Raw genomic sequence first — 15,825 nt, 5'->3', positions numbered from 1 at the left:
AGGCCGCTCCCACAACAGCCCCGCGGCCCCAGGTCACTGAATCCAAAGCCCCTTTTCCTGCAACCGCCACCCCACCCACCCCAACGTCACCGCCCGCAACCCCATGAAGCCCAGGAACGCCAACCACAGCCCATGGTTGCCAAACCCGCTCATGGCCACCGCCAGCGGCAGCGAAACCAGCACCGAAACCAGCATGGCATTGCGCATCTCCCGCGCCCGTGTCGCGCCGATGAACAACCCATCCAGCAAATAACTCCACACCGCAATCAGCGGCAGCAAGGCCAGGTACGGCAAGTACGGATAAGCTGCCGCCCGCACGCTGTCGATGTCGGTCTGCAAGTCGATGAACAAATGCCCGCCCAGCAGGAACACCCCGGCAAACCCCAGGCTGGTGATCAGTGACCAGCCGCAGGCCACCACCAGCGCGCGGCGCAGGGTGTCGCGGTCGCGGGCTCCGATCGCATGGCCGCACAAAGCCTCCACCGCGTGCGCCAGCCCATCCAGCGCATAGGCCGTCAGCAACAAGCCGTTGAGCAGCAGGGCATTGGCCGCCACGGTGGCCTCGCCCAGGCGCGCGCCCTGTACGGTGATCAGCAGGAACACCAGCTGCAACGCCAAGCTGCGCAAGAAGATGTCGCGGTTCACCGCCAGCAACGGGCGCCAGGCCGGCCAGCGCTTGAGCGCCGCCCACACCACCTGCCCCGGGTAGGCGCGCAGTGCCGGGCGGGTCAGGGCCAGGCCGAGCAGGGCGGCGCTCCACTCGGCGATCACCGACGCGCGCGCCGAACCCAGCACGCCCCAGTCCAGGCCAAGCACGAACCACAGGTTGAGGGCGATGTTCAGCAGGTTGGTGGTCAGCAGAATGGCCAGCGGCGCCCGGGCGTTCTGGGTACCGAGGAACCAGCCGACCAGCGCATAGCTGGCCAGTGCCGCCGGCAGGCCGAGCAGGCGGGTGTGGAAGAAGTCTTCGGTAGCCTGCTGCAGGGCGGCGCTGGGTTGCATGGCATGCAGCGCCAGCTGGCTGAAGGGCAGCGCCAGCAAGCCGATCAGCAGGGCGAAGGCGACTGCCAGCAGCAGCCCTTGCACCAGCACCTGGCGCAGTGCCGCACCGTCACCACGGCCGGCCGCCTGGGCAGCGAAGCCGGTCGAGCCCATGCGCAGAAAGCCCAGCAGGCCGACCATGAAGGTGAACAGCGTGGCGCCAACCGCGACCGCGCCCAGCTGGTGGGCGTGGGGCAGGTGGCCGATGACAGTGCTGTCGACCAGGGCTACCAGCGGTACCGAGATGTTGGACAGGATCATCGGCGCGGCCAGGGCCCAGACTTTGCGATGGGTGGGGCGGTGCTGCCAGTCGGTGAGGAGTTGCGACATTTGCGTTCCATGGTGACTCTGGGGCCGCTCTTTAGGCTAGCGCCAAACCTGTGGGAGCGGGCGAGCCCGCGAAGGGGCGCGCAGCGGCCCCCTTTGACGAATGCCACAGTGTAACGGCCGGCCCATCCCTTCGCGCGACCGACGTCTCACTTGTAGCGCGAGGCCGGGTATTGCACCCGCCGTTGCGCTATAGTTGCTGCCCTCACGTAAACGCTGCCAAAGAGTTCCTACTCCATGTTCAACAAAGGATTGTTGCTGGCCTGCGCGCTGGCGTTGCTCAGTGCCTGTGACTCTTCCACGCCGGAGCAACCGGCGCCGGCTGAAAAGCCCGCGGCCACTGCCCCCGCCGCCACCCCAGCCGCCCAGCGCGAAGACCCGGCCAAGCTCGCCAAGCGCTACGAGGGCCGCGAGCTGACGGTACTGGACGCTTCCGAAGTGCAGCTCGATGGCGCTGCCACGCTGTCGATCAGCTTCTCCGTACCGCTGGATGCCAAACAGGACTTCGCCAGCAAGGTTCACCTGGTCGATACCGTCAAAGGCAAGCTCGATGGCGCCTGGGAGCTTTCCGACAACCAGATGGAACTGCGCCTGCGCCACCTGGAGCCGCAGCGCAAGCTGGTGCTCACCGTCGACAAAGGCCTGCTGGCGGTCAACGGCAATCAGCTCGACAACGAATCGATCACCCGCCTGGAAACCCGCGACATGCAGCCGACCATCGGCTTCGCCAGCCGCGGTTCGCTGCTGCCCACGCGCCTGGCCGAAGGCCTGCCGGTGATCGCCCTGAACGTGGACAAGGTCGATGTCGAATTCTTCCGCGTGAAACCGGACATGCTCTCGACCTTCCTGGCCAACTGGGGGCGCAACAGCAGCCTGTACTACTACCAGTCCAAGGAAACCCTGGACATGGCCGAGCTGGTCTACAGCGGCCGCTTCGATCTCAACCCCGCGCGCAACACCCGCGAGACCGTGCTGCTGCCGATCGCCGGCATCAAGCCGCTGCAGGAGCCAGGCGTGTACCTGGCGGTGATGCGTGCTTCGGGCACCTACGATTATTCGCAACCGGCAACCCTGTTCACCCTCAGTGATATCGGGGTGTCCGCGCACCGCTACCGCGATCGCCTCGATGTCTTCGCCCAGGCCCTGGAAGGCGGCAAGGCGCTGAATGGCGTCAATCTGGAAATCCATGACGACAAGGGCAAGCTGTTGGCCCAGGCCAGCACCGATAGCGATGGTCACGCCCAGCTGCCGATCACGCCCAAGGCCGATACCCTGATCGCCACCCAGGGCGTGCACACCACCCTGCTGCGCCTGAACAGCGCGGCGCTGGACCTGGCCGAGTTCGACATCACCGGGGCGCAGGCCAACCCGCTGCAATTCTTCATCTTCGGCCCGCGTGACCTGTATCGCCCGGGCGAAACGGTGCTGCTCAACGGCCTGCTGCGCGACCAGGACGGCAAACCGGTCAAGGCCCAGCCGGTGAGCGTGGAAGTGCGCCGCCCGGATGAGCAGGTCAGCCGCAAGTTCGTCTGGGAAGCCGACAGCAATGGCCTGTACCAGTACCAGTTGCAACTGGCCAGCGAAGCCCCGACCGGCCGTTGGCAACTGCTGCTCGACCTGGGCGGCGGGCGCAAGCAGGTGTACGAATTCCTGGTCGAGGACTTCCTGCCCGAGCGCCTGGCGCTGGAACTCAAGGGCAGCAGCACCCCGCTGTCGCCTGAAGAAACCGCGCGCATCCGCGTCAATGGCCGTTACCTCTACGGCGCCCCGGCTGCCGGCAACCGCCTGAGTGGCCAGGCCTATGTGCGCCCGTTGCGCGAGGCGGTGCCGGCGCTGCCCGGCTACCAGTTCGGCTCGGTTACCGAAACCGAGCTGAACCAGGACCTGGAGCTGGACGAAGTCACCCTCGACCAGGCCGGCAAGGCCGTGGTCGATATCGAAAGCCGCTGGGCCGAAGCCCGCTCGCCGCTGCAACTGACCGTGCAGGCCAGCCTGCAGGAGTCCGGCGGCCGGCCGATCACCCGGCGCCTGGAGCAGCCCATCTGGCCGGCCGAGCGCCTGCCCGGTCTGCGCGGCCTGTTCGAAGGTGAGGAGACCGACAGCGACGGCCCGGTCGAATTCGAGTTCCTGGTGGCCGACCGCAAGGGCAACAAGCTGGCAGCCGACGAGCTCAAGGTACGGTTGATTCGTGAGCGCCGCGACTATTACTGGAACTACTCGCAGAGCGATGGCTGGAGCTACGCCTACAACGAGAAGTTCCTCACCCAGAGCGAGGAGACCCTCAGCGTCAAGGCCGGCTCCACCGCCAAGCTGAGCTTCCAGGTGGAATGGGGCCCGTACCGCGTCGAGGTGGAAGACCCGCAGACCGGCCTGGTCTCCAGCGCGCGCTTCTGGGCCGGCTACCGTGCCCAGGACAACGCCGAAGGCGGCGCGGTGCGCCCGGACCAGGTCAAGCTGGCGCTGGACAAACCGGCCTACGCCGACGGCGCCACCGCCAAGGTCACCGTCACCCCGCCTGCCGCCGGCACTGGCTACCTGCTGATCGAGTCCAGCGACGGCCCGCTGTGGTGGGAAGAAATCGACGTTCCCGCCGAAGGCAAGACCTTCGAGGTGCAGCTGGACAAAGCCTGGGCACGCCACGACCTGTACCTCAGCGCGCTGGTGGTTCGCCCCGGTGAGCGCAAGGCCAATGCCACGCCAAAGCGTGCGGTCGGCGTACTGCACCTGCCGCTGGACCGTGCCGAGCGCAAGCTCGCGGTGAGCCTGCAAGCGCCGGAGAAAATGCGCCCGAAACAGCCGCTGACGGTGAAGGTCAAGGCCAGCAATGCCGATGGCAGCGTGCCCAAGCAAGTGCATGTGCTGCTGTCGGCGGTGGATGTGGGCATTCTCAACATCACCGATTTCAAAACCCCCGACCCGTTCGCCAGCCTGTTCGGGCGCAAGGCCTACGGTGCCGACCAGTTGGATATCTATGGCCAGTTGATCGAAGCCGGCCAGGGCCGCCTGGCCAGCCTGGCGTTCGGCGGTGACGCGGCGATGGCCAAGGGCGGCAAGCGGCCCAATACCACGGTGACCATCGTTGCCCAGCAGAGCCTGCCGGTGACCCTGAACGACAAGGGTGAAGGCCAGGCCACGGTCGATATCCCCGACTTCAACGGCGAGCTGCGGCTGATGGCCCAGGCCTGGACCGAGGAACATTTCGGCATGGCCGAAGGCAAGACCGTGGTCGCCGCGCCGCTGATTGCCGAGCTGTCGGCGCCGCGCTTCCTCGCCGGTGGCGACCGCACCAGCCTGGCGCTGGACCTGGCCAACCTGTCGGGCCGTGCCCAGCAGCTGAACGTCGAGATCACTACCCAGGGCCAGCTGAGCCTGGCGGCCAATGCCGTGCAGACCGTTGCCCTGGCCGAGGGCCAGCGCTCGACGCTGATGATTCCGGTGCAGGCCCAGGGTGGTCTGGGGCAGGGCAAGGTGCAGGTGCGCGTCACTGGCCTGCAGCTGCCGAACGAACCGGCCACTGCGTTCGAACGTGAGTGGACGTTGGGCGTGCGTCCGGCCTACCCGGCGATGCTCAAGCACTACCGGGTCGCCTTGAATGACCAGCCATGGACCCTGCCCGAGGCAGACCTGGCCGCCTTCGAGCCCGCCGGCCTGGAAGCCAGCCTGGCCTTGTCGAGCCGCCCGCCGCTGAACCTGGCCGAGCAGATCCGCGCCCTGGAAGCCTACCCCTACGGTTGCCTGGAGCAGACCACCAGCGGCCTCTACCCGTCCCTATACGCCGATGCCGACAGCCTCAAGCGCCTGGGCGTCAAGGGTGAACCGGCCGATGTGCGCAAGCGCAAGATCGAGATGGGTATCGAGCACCTGCTGGGCATGCAGCGCTACAACGGCAGCTTTGGCCTGTGGAGTTCGGACAGCGAAGAAGAGTACTGGCTGACCGCCTATGTCACCGACTTCCTGTTGCGTGCCCGCGACCAGGGCTACGGCGTGCCGGCCGAAGCCCTGAAGAAGGCCAGCGAACGCCTGCTGCGCTACTTGCAGGAGCGCAACCTGATCGAAGTCGACTACAGCGAGAACGCCGAGCACACCCGCTTCGCCGTGCAGGCCTATGCGGCGCTGGTGCTGTCGCGTAGCCAGCAGGCGCCGTTGGGGGCCTTGCGTGGCCTGTACGAACGCCGCGCCGACGCCCGCTCTGGCCTGCCGCTGGTACAACTGGCGGTGGCGCTGGACAAGATGGGTGACAAGCCGCGTGCCGAGCAGGCCTTGCAGGCGGGCCTGGGGATTGGCCGCAGCAAAGGCTGGATGGCCGATTACGGCAGCTCCCTGCGTGACCAGGCGTTGATCCTGGCGCTGCTGCAGGAAAGCAACCTGGCCAGCCGTCAGGTTGACCAGCGCCTGTTCGCCTTGTCGGACGAACTGGCGGCCAACCGCTGGCTGTCGACCCAGGAGCGCAATGCGCTGTTCCTCGCCGGGCGTGGCCTGCTGGGCAAGCCGGAAGGCAATTGGCAGGCGCGCCTGGACAGCGCGGGTGAAGTGCGAGACTTCAACAATGCCGAGTCCGGCATGAAGCTGGAAGGCCCGCTGCTGGCCTCGCCATTGACCGTGCAGAACCAGGGCAGCGAGACCCTGTACCAGCAACTGACCCTGTCGGGTTACCCACGCCAGGCGCCTGCGGCGGGTGGCAACGGCATGCAGATCCGCCGTGAATACCTGGGCATGAACGGCCAGCCGCTGGACCTGCACAACCTGCGCAGTGGCGAGCTGGTGCTGGTGCACTTGGCGCTCAAGGCCCAGGACCCGGTGCCGGATGCGTTGGTGGTGGACTTGCTGCCGGCAGGCCTGGAGCTGGAAAACCAGAACCTGGCGCAGAGCGCCGCCAGCCTGGACAACGCCAGCAGTGCGGTGAAGGAATGGCGCGAGTCGATGCAGAACGCCAGCGTGGTGCACCAGGAGTACCGTGATGACCGTTACGTCGCCGCGCTCAAGCTTGACGGCTACGGCACCACCCACCTGCTGTACCTGGCGCGGGCGGTGACCCCGGGCACCTACCGCGTGCCGCCGCCACAGGTCGAATCGATGTACCGGCCGAACCTGCAGGCGGTGGGGGATGGGCAAGGGGAGATGACTGTAAAAACCCGCTAAGCACCTGCCTTGGCGGACTATGTGGGAACGGCCTTGTGTCGCGAAAGGGCCGCAAAGCGGCCCCGGCATTCAAGCGGCGCAGCTGAGATCCTGGGGCTGCTGCGCAGCCCTTTCGCGACACAAGGCCGCTCCCACAGGTCCGCGCCGGGCAGTTCAATGTTAGTGGATCACCCAGCTCATCACCCACAACCCCAGCAGCAGCCAGATGATCCCGAGGATGATCGAGGCGCGCATGAACGCACGGATGGCCGAGTACAGCAGCACCAGCCCGACGATCAGGGCGAGGATGCTGAGCAGCGAGGTGTCCATGCCCAAGGTGCGCGCCAGGCCGTCGATGAAATTGCCACCGGCATTGGCCAGCAGGTTGAACAGCCCGCTCAACGCATCGACGATGAAGCGGATCACCGACCCCAGCGCCTGGCCCAGCCACTCGAAAAAACCTTCTACATGCATAGTTGCTTCCTGATGAACGAATCGGCGAGGTTGCCGTTCCCAAGCCTTTGGCCATCACCTGGCCAGGTCGGTTCCCGATGCCAAGCTTAACCCGCCCGCGTACCCGTGCGGGCAAGCTGTTGCTGGCTGCGGTCGGCAGCACCCTGGTGCTGTGCGGGCTGTTGTGGCTGGCCGATCGCCTGTGGCCGCTGCCCATGCCCGGCGACGACCTGGCCCGGGTGGTGCTGGCCGAGGACGGCACGCCGCTGTGGCGCTTTGCCGACGCCGACGGGGTGTGGCGCTACCCGGTCAGCCCTGACGAGGTCTCGCCGCTGTACTTGCAGGCCCTGCTGACCTACGAGGACCGCTGGTTCTACAGCCACCCCGGGGTCAACCCGCTGGCCCTGGCCCGTGCCGCCTGGCTGAACCTGCGTGGCGGGCGTGTGGTGTCGGGCGGCAGCACGCTGTCGATGCAGGTGGCACGCCTGCTCGACCCGCATGACCGCACCCTGGCCGGCAAACTGCGCCAGCTGTGGCGCACGGCGCAGCTGGAATGGCACTTGTCCAAGCGCGAAATCCTGCAGATCTACCTTGACCGCGCCCCCTTTGGTGGCACCTTGCAGGGCGTTGCCGCAGCCAGCTGGGCTTACCTGGGCAAGTCGCCCATGCACCTCACCCCGGCAGAAGCGGCGCTGCTGGCCGTGCTGCCCCAGGCCCCCAGCCGCCTGCGCCCGGACCGCCATCCCGAGCGCGCCCAGCGTGCCCGGGACAAGGTGCTGCAACGCCTGGCCGACTACCAGGTGTGGCCGGCCCGGCAAATCCGCGAGGCCGCCGAAGAACCGCTGGTGCTGGCGCCACGCCAGGAGCCAACGCTGGCACCGCTGCTGGCCCGGCGCCTGAACAGCGCCGACAGCCCGCCGCTGATTCGCACCACGCTCGATGCCGCGCTGCAGCGGCGCCTCGAAGACCTGCTGCTGGGCTGGCGTGCGCGGCTGCCAGAGCGCACTTCCGCTGCCATTCTGGTGGTCGAGGCGCAAACCATGGCGGTGCGCGCTTACCTGGGTTCGATCGACCTGGCCGACGAGCGCCGTTTCGGGCATGTCGATATGGTGCGTTCGCTGCGCTCGCCCGGCTCCACCCTCAAACCGTTCCTCTATGGCATGGCGCTGGACGATGGCCTGATCCATTCCGAGTCGCTGCTGCAAGATGTGCCGCGACGCTATGGCGACTATCGCCCCGGCAACTTCTCGATGGGCTTCAGCGGGCCGGTGTCAGCCAGTTCGGCGCTGGCGCTGTCGCTCAACCTGCCAGCGGTGCAACTGCTGGAAGCCTACGGCCCGAAGCGCTTTGCCGCGCAACTGCGCATGGCCGGCATGCCGCTGGTATTGCCGCCCTTGGCCGAGCCCAACCTGTCGCTGATCCTCGGCGGCGCGGGCAGCCGCCTGGAGGACCTGGTGGGCGGCTACGCGGCACTGGCGCGGGATGGCAACAGTGCGCAGGTGCGCCTGCAACCGCAGGCGCCGTTGGTCGAACGTCGCCTGCTGTCGCCAGGGGCAGCGTGGATCATCCGGCGCATCCTCAGCGGCCAGGCGCGCCCCGACCGCGACCCGCATGCCGAGCTGGTGCAACGCCCGCAGCTGGCCTGGAAAACCGGCACCAGCTATGGCTTTCGCGATGCCTGGTCGATTGGCGTGGGGCCGCGCTACCTGATCGGCGTGTGGATCGGCCGACCCGACGGCACCCCGGTGCCCGGGCAATTCGGCCTGGCCTCGGCAGCGCCGCTGATGCTGCAGGTGCATGACCTGTTGAGCAACCGTGACAGCCAGCGTGGCATCAGCGTGCCGGTGCAGCGGGTGCCGGCGAGTGTCGGTGTGGCAGCGATCTGTTGGCCGTTGGGCCAGCCGATGAGCAGGCAGGACCCCAACTGTCGTCGTCAGCGTTTCGCCTGGACCCTGGACGGCACCACGCCGCCAACCCTGCAGGCGGCCGACCAGCCGCTCGGCCTGGGTTTGCGCGAAAGCGTGTGGGTCAATGATCAGGGGCTGCGCGTGGATGGCAGCTGCGCAGGCGCCAAGGCGCGCGAGATTGCCCTGTGGCCGGCGCCGCTGGAGCCCTGGCTGCCACGCATCGAACGGCGTGCTGCGCGCCTGCCGGCCATCGACCCGAGCTGCCCGCCGCAGCTTCCCGCCAGCGCGCCACCGTTATCGATCGTAGGCGTGCGCCCGGGCGACAACCTGCGCCGCCCGGCGACCAGCAGCGAGCCGTTGCAACTGTATGTGTCGGCGTTGGGAGGCGGCGGTCGGCACTGGTGGTTCCTCAACGGCCAGCCGCTGGGCGAAACGCAAGGGCAGGGCAGCCTGCTGGTGCGCTTCCAGCAGGTCGGGCAGGTGGAAATCAGTGCCTTGGATGAAAGTGGCGAGACGGCGCGGGTGGCCTTCCAGGTCAGCGAGTAATTATCGGCGGGCGCTGGTTATCGTTGAACCAGGCCCTCAATGGGTAGTAAAGCGCTGGTGCACCGGCGACGAACTGGGCGTCAGCGCCAATGCCAGCTGGGTGCGGTTGTGCATGTGGGTCAGCCGCAGCACCTGCGACACGTACAGTTTCACGGTGTTTTCGGTAATGCCCAGCTCACAGGCAATCTGGTAGTTGGTCTTGCCCTTGCCGACCAGGCGCGCCACTGCCAGCTGGCGTGGCGACAGTTTGCCGAACGCCGCGGGCAGTTCGCTTTCGGCTTCTTCCGCGTCGCTGGCACGCCGGTGGGCACCGTGGCCGCGCGCTTTCTCCAGGTCCTGATACAGCTCGTCCACCGACTCCGCAAGGTCTTGCAGGCGCTGGTTCAACCCGCCCAGGTCGCGGAAGCTGCGCTGGCGGTCCAGCACGGCCTGTTCCTGGCGGCGCACGCCCTCCAGCAGTTCGTCGAAGTCCATGGGCTTCTGGTAGTAATCGGCAAAGCCTTCACGCAGCGCGCGGATCACATCCTGCTTCTCCGCGCGGCCGGTCAGCATGATGGCTTCGAACACGCGTTGCTCGGCGCATGCCTTCAAGGCATGGACCAGTTCGATACCGTCCCGCCCAGGCATGTGCAGGTCACAGATGACCAGGCCAATGGTCGCATCTGCCAGGTAGCGGTCGATGGCTTCGTCAGTGGAATGGGCCGGCAGGCAATGAAAACCCTGGGCTTCGAGAAAATCACACAGTTGTTCGACGATCACCGGGTGATCATCGACCACCAATACCTTCACTTCACTGAATGCTCTGGACACGATCAACTCCCTGTTGGAATGCCATCCTGCTCCCGGGCCAGACGCTCTGGCAAAACTAAAAATAGTCGTGGGCAGCAAATTTGTACAAGTCATGTACAAATATCGGACCACGGAATTGCTCACTGGATCCATACGGCAGTCAGAAGAAAACCGCTGAGCACATAGGGGACGAACGCCTGCTTGTCGCCCATCTCTTCGGTCAGGGCCTGCAAGCGCTTTTTCACCTTGGGGTTGAGCAGGGTCCACAGGCGCCGGCGGGCGAGCAGCCACAGCAGCACGCTGACGCCGGCGCCGATGAAGGTGCCGAGCACGTATTGCGGGCTGCTGGCCAAGGCCAGGGCGCCCATCAGCTTGACGTCGTCGGCGCCGAAACGGCCGAGCATGTAGCCGGGCAGGGTCAGCAACATGACGATCGCCAGCGCCCAGCCGGCATCGCTGGCATCGGCGCCGATCCAGCTGCGGCCGGTGGCGAACAGCCAGACAAGGGCGCAGGCGGCCACGCCCAGGGTCAGCAGGTTGGAGATCTGGCGTTGACGCACATCCTGTTCGGAGCACAAGGCAAGCCACAGCAGGAGAACAATGCTTTGCATCGGCAGGTCGCCTATTCCCAAATGTTGAACACAACTACCCGGTCAGTCAGGTTTCCTTAAGTGAAGATAGACGGGAACCTGCGGGGAGTGGGGAGGGCGCGGTAAAAAGGCGTGGCGGGGATGGATTTTGTCGTCGCTGAAGCAGGACTCGCAGGTGCAGCCGTCTGGCTCAGAGTCGCGGACTTGTGGGAGCGGGTTCACCCGCGAACACCGGCACAGCCGGTGCCATCCACCGCGTCGTGTTCTTCGCGGCTAAAGCCGCTCCCACAGGAGCCCGAAGTGCTGCCAAAACCGCGCGAATGCTATTTCTTGCTCCCCGGCGGGTAGTTGCCCAGCACCTTGGCCACGGTCTTCTGGATCGCGCTGTTGCGCTCTTCCGGGCTTGGCGGGTAGTTGTTCATGATCTGCTCGGCGCTGCCGCGCCACACCAGCTTGCCATCACGGCCATCGAACAGGTCGATCTGAATGGTGGCGACCTTGTAGTCGACGCTGCGCGTCTCGTTGTACATCGGGCCACCCCAGTAACCGCCCCAGTAGCCACCCCAGCCACCGCCGTAGTTGGTGGTGATCTGCTGCTGGCGCTGCTCGACGATCAGGTAGGCGCGCACGCTCAGATCCGGCCGCGCCCCATTGGCTGCCGGGCGCAGGCCGCGCTGGTCGAGCTGGTCGGCGACCGCCTGGCGAATGCGCTGCTCGGTCAGGTCGCTCTTGATGCGCGGGTCATCCGGGCGGTACAGCAAGCCCGGCTCCTGCCATGCCCAGCTGCGGTAGGCGGCAAAATCGCGGCTGGCATCGAAATCCTGCTGGACGTTATTGCTGGAGCAGGCGGCGAGCAATAACGCGAATGACAATAGAACGAGACGGCGCAACATGATGGTTCTCCATTAGCTACTAACTGGGAGGATAGCCGCTGAGCGCCTTGTGCACTGAGTCGCGCAAGGCACTTTCGCGTTCACGCGGCGAGTCCTTGTCGCTGCCGCTTTCGGCGCTGGCACTCCATACCGGCTGGCCGCTGCGGGCGTCGTACAGGTCGATGCGCACCACCATCACTTCTACTTCGTAAGTGCGCACCACCGGCACGCTGGCATAGGCGCCGTAGCCGTTGCGGTAACCGCCATAGCCGACGCCGCCGTAGGGGGATGGGTAGGGATAGGGACCGTAATAGGGGTCGTAGGCATCGTAGTCACGTACCTGGCGCAAGCGCTTTTCCACGCGCATGTCGGCGCTTACCAGCAAGTCGCCGGGGCCGCCGCGGGCGGGGCGCAGGCCGTGCTGGTCGAGGGCGCCGCTGACGGCGTCGGCCAACTGCGCAGGGTCGGCATTGGCCGAGCCGCTGGGCAGTTGGTTATCCCGCCAGCTCCAGCTGCGATAGTGCCCGTAGTCGCGGGCGGGTGCCGGATAGGCACTGGCATCGAAGGTGCCGGCCGCCTGCGCAGGGGCGGGTGGTAACGGGCGGCTGCTGGCCACGTACGGGTTGCTGCCCTGGCAGCCAGCCAGGGCAAGCGGCAGCAGGGCCAGGCACAACAAACGGTACGGCATGAATTCCTCCTGACGGGCGGTCAGCGCGGGCGGCAGACCCAGTGCAGGTAGCGCCCAAGCCCGGCAAAGCTGGGGTGGCGCCGGTAGGCCAGCTCCATTTCCAGCAGGTCGAGCAGCTCGGCCTTGCCCTGGAATTCCTTGGGCATGTAGTCGTGGAATACGCGCACGCCACTTTCGCTTTCAACCTGCCACATAGGATCAAGTTGCGCCCTGAGTTGGCGTGGATCAAGTGGTTTTTGCGGGGTCAGGCTCTGCTTTTCACCTTCCAGCCGGTTGCTGCGCAACTTGCGGAAATGGCCCTTGAGCAAGTTGCGATAGACCAGTGCGTCGCGGTTGTAGAAGGCCAGCGACAGCCACCCCGAGGGCGCCGTGAGCTGGTGCAGCACCGGCAGGATGCTTTCGGGCTCGGCCAGCCATTCCAGCACGGCGTGGCACAGCACCAGGTCGTAGGGTTCGGTCAGTTGGCCGAGCAGGTCTTGCCAAGGGGCCTGGATGAAGGTGGCGGCTTGGCCGGCTTCGGCAAAGCGCGCCCGGGCGCCGTCGAGCATCGGCGCGGCGGGTTCGGCCAAGGTCAGCTGGTGACCGCGCTCGGCCAGCCACAAGGCCATGTGGCCCAGCCCGGCACCGATGTCGAGGATACGCAGCGGGCGGTCGGGCAAGGCTTCGGCCAGGTCGGCCTGCAGCACCGCCAGGCGGATTGCGCCCTTGGCGCCGCCGTAGATCTTTTCGGCAAAGCGCGTGGCCAGTTCATCGAAGTGACGGTCGTTCATCGGGCGAAGCGCCTTTCGCTGTCGGCCAGCTTGGCCCGCACCACCTGGTCCATGTCCAGGCCCAGTTCGCTGCACAGCAGCAACAGGTACAGCACCACATCGCCGATTTCCTGGCCAGCGTGGGCCAGTTGCTCGGCGGGCAGCTGACGCGATTGCTCTTCGCTCAGCCACTGGAAGATTTCCACCAGCTCGGCCATTTCGACGCTGGCGGCCATGGCCAGGTTCTTCGGGCTGTGGAAGCCGCGCCAATCGTTGTTGTCGCGGATCTGGTGCAGGCGTTGGGTGAGTTCTTGCAGGTTCATCGGGGTCTCCTAATGCTGCATAGCTTCCGCGCAGGCCCGATGCAAAGCAAGGGGGCCGCTATGCGGCCCATCGCGACGCAAGGCCGCTCCCACAAGAGCTCACCGACATCAAACCGAACCCGGTACCTGTGGGAGCGGCCTTGTGTCGCGAAAAGGCTGCGAAGCAGCCTCACGATTCAAAGCCGGGCCCAGCGCCCGACCATATGCAGAACCCCTCCATGCCCATCCAGCCGCAGCTCTCCCGCAGCCCCCGCTTCACTGGCACTGAGCACCACCTCGGACGGCAAGCGCACTGGCTTGCGGAAATCCACCTCGAAGGCATAACCGCTGTGCGGCAGGTGCCCGCGCAACGCCGCCAGGGCCATGGCCTTGCTCCACATGCCATGGGCTATCGCCGTGGGGAAGCCGAACAGCCGCGCACTGGCTGCGCTGAGGTGGATCGGGTTGTAGTCGCCGCAGACCTTCGCATAGCGCCGGCCGATATCGCCGTCGGCGTACCAGCGGGTCGCCTCTGGCAACGCGGACGGTTCGTCCTCGGCAGGCTCGGCTGCTTCGCCTGCCAGCTGCAGCCCGCGCACCAGCATGCGGCTGGTCTCGCGCCAGAGCAGGCCGATGGCGTCTTCGGCTTCGGTGACCAGGTCGAAGGTGGCGCCCTTGGCATGTGCTTGCAGGTTGTCTGCATGCACCGCAAAGCGCAGCCCTTCGACACCGCCCAGCGGGCGCACCACTTCGATGCGGTTGTACAGGTGCACCAGGCCGAGCAGCGGGAAGGGGAAGTGTGGCGCGGTCATCAACTGCAGCTGTAACGTGAACGCCATGACATGTGGATAAGTCGGCGGCAGGCGGCCATCGTCGGGGAAATGGCACAGCCGTCGATAGGCCGCGAGGTTGCCCGGCTGGACGCGGATGAAGCAGCGCAGGCCGTCGTCCGGCAGTTGCTCGCCGCTGATGCTGCGCTTGCTGGCTGCGCGCAGGTACAGGCTGGCGCGCGAAGCGGGGCTGTGCAGGTCGTGCCAGTGTCGGCTCATGCTCAGGCCCCCATCAAGGCCTGGCCGCATACCCGCAGCACCTGGCCGTTGACTGCCCCGGAGCCCGGCTGGCTGAGCCAGGCGATGGCTTCGGCGACATCTTGTGGGCGACCGCCCTGGCCCAGCGAACTCAAGCGTCGCCCGGCCTCGCGCAGGCCCATGGGCATGGCGGCGGTCATGTGGGTTTCGATGAAGCCGGGGGCCACTGCATTGATGCTGCCGCCGCGTGCGGCCAGCCGTGGTGCCCAGGCCTGGGCCAGGCCGATCAGCCCGGCCTTGCTCGCGGCATAGTTGGCCTGCCCGCGGTTGCCGGCGATGCCGCTGACCGAGGCCAGCAGGGTAATGCGCGCGTCGGCGCCCAACGCACCGTGCTCATACAGCGCCTGGGTCAGTAGCTGCGGGGCCTTGAGGTTGACCGCCAGCACCGCGTCCCAGTATTCCGGGGTCATGTTGGCCAAGGTCTTGTCGCGGGTGATGCCGGCGTTGTGCACCACGATGTCGATGCCCTCGGGCAGCGCCGCGAGCAGTTGCGTTGCCGCGTCGCTGGCGCAGATGTCCAGGGCCAGCGCCTTGCCGCCCAGGCGCGCGGCCAGGGCATCGAGCTCCTGGCTGGCCTGTGGCACATCGAGCAGCAGCACATCGGCGCCGTCCCGCGCCAGGGTTTCGGCAATCGCCGCACCAATGCCACGTGCGGCGCCGGTCACCAGCGCACGGCGACCGGCCAACGGCCGGGTCCAGTCCTCGACCTGGCTGGCGCAGGCTTGCAGGCGCAGCACCTGACCGGAGATGAACGCGCTTTTGGGCGACAGGAAGAAGCGCAGGGCGCCTTCCAGCTGGCCTTGCGCGCCAGCGCCGACATACAGCAACTGCGCGGTCGCGCCGTTGCGCAATTCCTTGGCCAGCGAGCGGCTGAAGCCTTCCAGGGCCCGTTGGGCGATGCTGGCCAATGGGTCGTCGAGGCTCTCTGGCGCACGGCCCAGCAGCAGCACATGCGCGCACGGCGCCAGGCTGCGCAGCAATGGCTGGAAGAATTCGCGCAACTGCTTCAGCGCGTCGCTGTCGGACAGATCACTGGCATCGAATACCACGGCCTTGATCTTCGGCCCCAGCCCCGCCACCCAGGCCTCGGCCTGAAGCTGGTCGGTATTGAAGCGGTAAAGCGTGTCGGTCAGGCGCGGGGCAAGGGCTTCGACCTGCTTTGCCAGTGGCCCGCCGCCCAGTACCAGAGCACCCTCGACCGGGCGCAGGCGGCCGGCCTGCCAGCGCTCCAGCGGCGCCGGGTGTGGCAGGCCAAGGGCCTCCACCAGGCGGCGGCCGAGGTTGGAGTTGGCAAAGCCGAGGTAGCGATCGCTCATGAGTGGGGTCTCCCGGAAGGCAAGCTTGAAAGTGTGGAC

The 15,825-nt window shown here is 66.7% G+C and carries 12 protein-coding genes; 2 read left to right on the top strand and 10 right to left on the bottom strand.

All coding sequences use genetic code 11. The annotated features are described in order from the left end of the window. Positions 1-33: 33 nt before the first annotated feature. On the bottom strand, positions 34-1,371 hold the full coding sequence (locus C6A77_RS02355; protein WP_114167861.1) for an MATE family efflux transporter: 1,338 nt from the start codon (positions 1,369-1,371) through the stop codon (positions 34-36). A gap of 234 nt (positions 1,372-1,605) precedes the next feature. Here C6A77_RS02355 and C6A77_RS02350 point away from each other — a divergent pair, with 234 nt between their 5' ends. Further along, on the top strand, positions 1,606-6,507 hold the full coding sequence (locus C6A77_RS02350; RefSeq protein WP_114167860.1) for an alpha-2-macroglobulin: 4,902 nt from the start codon (positions 1,606-1,608) through the stop codon (positions 6,505-6,507). Positions 6,508-6,666: 159 nt separating this feature from the next. Here C6A77_RS02350 and C6A77_RS02345 read toward each other — a convergent pair whose 3' ends face one another. Next, positions 6,667-6,960, bottom strand: coding sequence for a hypothetical protein (locus C6A77_RS02345; RefSeq protein WP_114167859.1), 294 nt, complete (start codon positions 6,958-6,960; stop codon positions 6,667-6,669). Between the two features lie 77 nt (positions 6,961-7,037). Between C6A77_RS02345 and pbpC the strand changes: the two genes are divergently transcribed. Further along, on the top strand, positions 7,038-9,392 hold the full coding sequence (gene pbpC / locus C6A77_RS02340; RefSeq protein ID WP_114167858.1) for a peptidoglycan glycosyltransferase PbpC: 2,355 nt from the start codon (positions 7,038-7,040) through the stop codon (positions 9,390-9,392). Between the two features lie 36 nt (positions 9,393-9,428). Here the strand turns inward: pbpC and C6A77_RS02335 are convergent, their stop codons facing one another. From C6A77_RS02335 to C6A77_RS02295, 8 genes are all read right to left on the bottom strand, one after another. Further along, complete coding sequence (locus C6A77_RS02335) at positions 9,429-10,202, bottom strand: response regulator transcription factor (RefSeq protein WP_114167948.1); 774 nt, start codon at positions 10,200-10,202, stop codon at positions 9,429-9,431. Between the two features lie 119 nt (positions 10,203-10,321). Then, positions 10,322-10,792, bottom strand: a complete 471-nt coding sequence (locus C6A77_RS02330; protein ID WP_114167857.1) for an A24 family peptidase — start codon at positions 10,790-10,792, stop codon at positions 10,322-10,324. 302 nt (positions 10,793-11,094) lie between these two features. Continuing rightward, positions 11,095-11,664, bottom strand: coding sequence for a DUF4136 domain-containing protein (locus C6A77_RS02320; protein WP_114167856.1), 570 nt, complete (start codon positions 11,662-11,664; stop codon positions 11,095-11,097). 19 nt (positions 11,665-11,683) lie between these two features. Then, on the bottom strand, positions 11,684-12,331 hold the full coding sequence (locus C6A77_RS02315) for a DUF4136 domain-containing protein (RefSeq protein WP_114167855.1): 648 nt from the start codon (positions 12,329-12,331) through the stop codon (positions 11,684-11,686). A gap of 20 nt (positions 12,332-12,351) precedes the next feature. After that, positions 12,352-13,101: a methyltransferase domain-containing protein gene (locus tag C6A77_RS02310; protein WP_114167854.1), complete on the bottom strand. Its 750-nt coding sequence runs from the start codon at positions 13,099-13,101 to the stop codon at positions 12,352-12,354. After that, positions 13,098-13,403: a MazG-like family protein gene (locus C6A77_RS02305; protein ID WP_114167853.1), complete on the bottom strand. Its 306-nt coding sequence runs from the start codon at positions 13,401-13,403 to the stop codon at positions 13,098-13,100. The genes C6A77_RS02310 and C6A77_RS02305 overlap by 4 nt, the downstream gene beginning before the upstream one ends. Before the next feature lie 176 nt (positions 13,404-13,579). Continuing rightward, complete coding sequence (locus C6A77_RS02300) at positions 13,580-14,431, bottom strand: MaoC/PaaZ C-terminal domain-containing protein (protein WP_114167852.1); 852 nt, start codon at positions 14,429-14,431, stop codon at positions 13,580-13,582. Between the two features lie 2 nt (positions 14,432-14,433). Then, positions 14,434-15,786: a 3-oxoacyl-ACP reductase gene (locus C6A77_RS02295; protein WP_114167851.1), complete on the bottom strand. Its 1,353-nt coding sequence runs from the start codon at positions 15,784-15,786 to the stop codon at positions 14,434-14,436. Positions 15,787-15,825: the final 39 nt, after the last annotated feature.

It is taken from the genome of Pseudomonas sp. AFG_SD02_1510_Pfu_092, assembly GCF_003331055.1.
Lineage (GTDB): Bacteria > Pseudomonadota > Gammaproteobacteria > Pseudomonadales > Pseudomonadaceae > Aquipseudomonas.
This window is presented reverse-complemented; position numbering and strand designations above follow the sequence as displayed.

Excerpts from the sequence above, each read along its gene's own strand:
- C6A77_RS02345 (WP_114167859.1), bottom strand. The coding sequence starts at position 6,960 with ATGCATGTAGAAGGTTTTTTCGAGTGGCTGGGCCAGGCGCTGGGGTCG.
- C6A77_RS02305 (WP_114167853.1), bottom strand. The coding sequence starts at position 13,403 with ATGAACCTGCAAGAACTCACCCAACGCCTGCACCAGATCCGCGACAAC.
- C6A77_RS02315 (WP_114167855.1), bottom strand. The coding sequence starts at position 12,331 with ATGCCGTACCGTTTGTTGTGCCTGGCCCTGCTGCCGCTTGCCCTGGCT.
- C6A77_RS02310 (WP_114167854.1), bottom strand. The coding sequence starts at position 13,101 with ATGAACGACCGTCACTTCGATGAACTGGCCACGCGCTTTGCCGAAAAG.
- C6A77_RS02295 (WP_114167851.1), bottom strand. The coding sequence starts at position 15,786 with ATGAGCGATCGCTACCTCGGCTTTGCCAACTCCAACCTCGGCCGCCGC.
- C6A77_RS02355 (WP_114167861.1), bottom strand. The coding sequence starts at position 1,371 with ATGTCGCAACTCCTCACCGACTGGCAGCACCGCCCCACCCATCGCAAA.
- pbpC (WP_114167858.1), top strand. The coding sequence starts at position 7,038 with ATGCCAAGCTTAACCCGCCCGCGTACCCGTGCGGGCAAGCTGTTGCTG.
- C6A77_RS02300 (WP_114167852.1), bottom strand. The coding sequence starts at position 14,431 with ATGAGCCGACACTGGCACGACCTGCACAGCCCCGCTTCGCGCGCCAGC.
- C6A77_RS02350 (WP_114167860.1), top strand. The coding sequence starts at position 1,606 with ATGTTCAACAAAGGATTGTTGCTGGCCTGCGCGCTGGCGTTGCTCAGT.
- C6A77_RS02320 (WP_114167856.1), bottom strand. The coding sequence starts at position 11,664 with ATGTTGCGCCGTCTCGTTCTATTGTCATTCGCGTTATTGCTCGCCGCC.
- C6A77_RS02330 (WP_114167857.1), bottom strand. The coding sequence starts at position 10,792 with ATGCAAAGCATTGTTCTCCTGCTGTGGCTTGCCTTGTGCTCCGAACAG.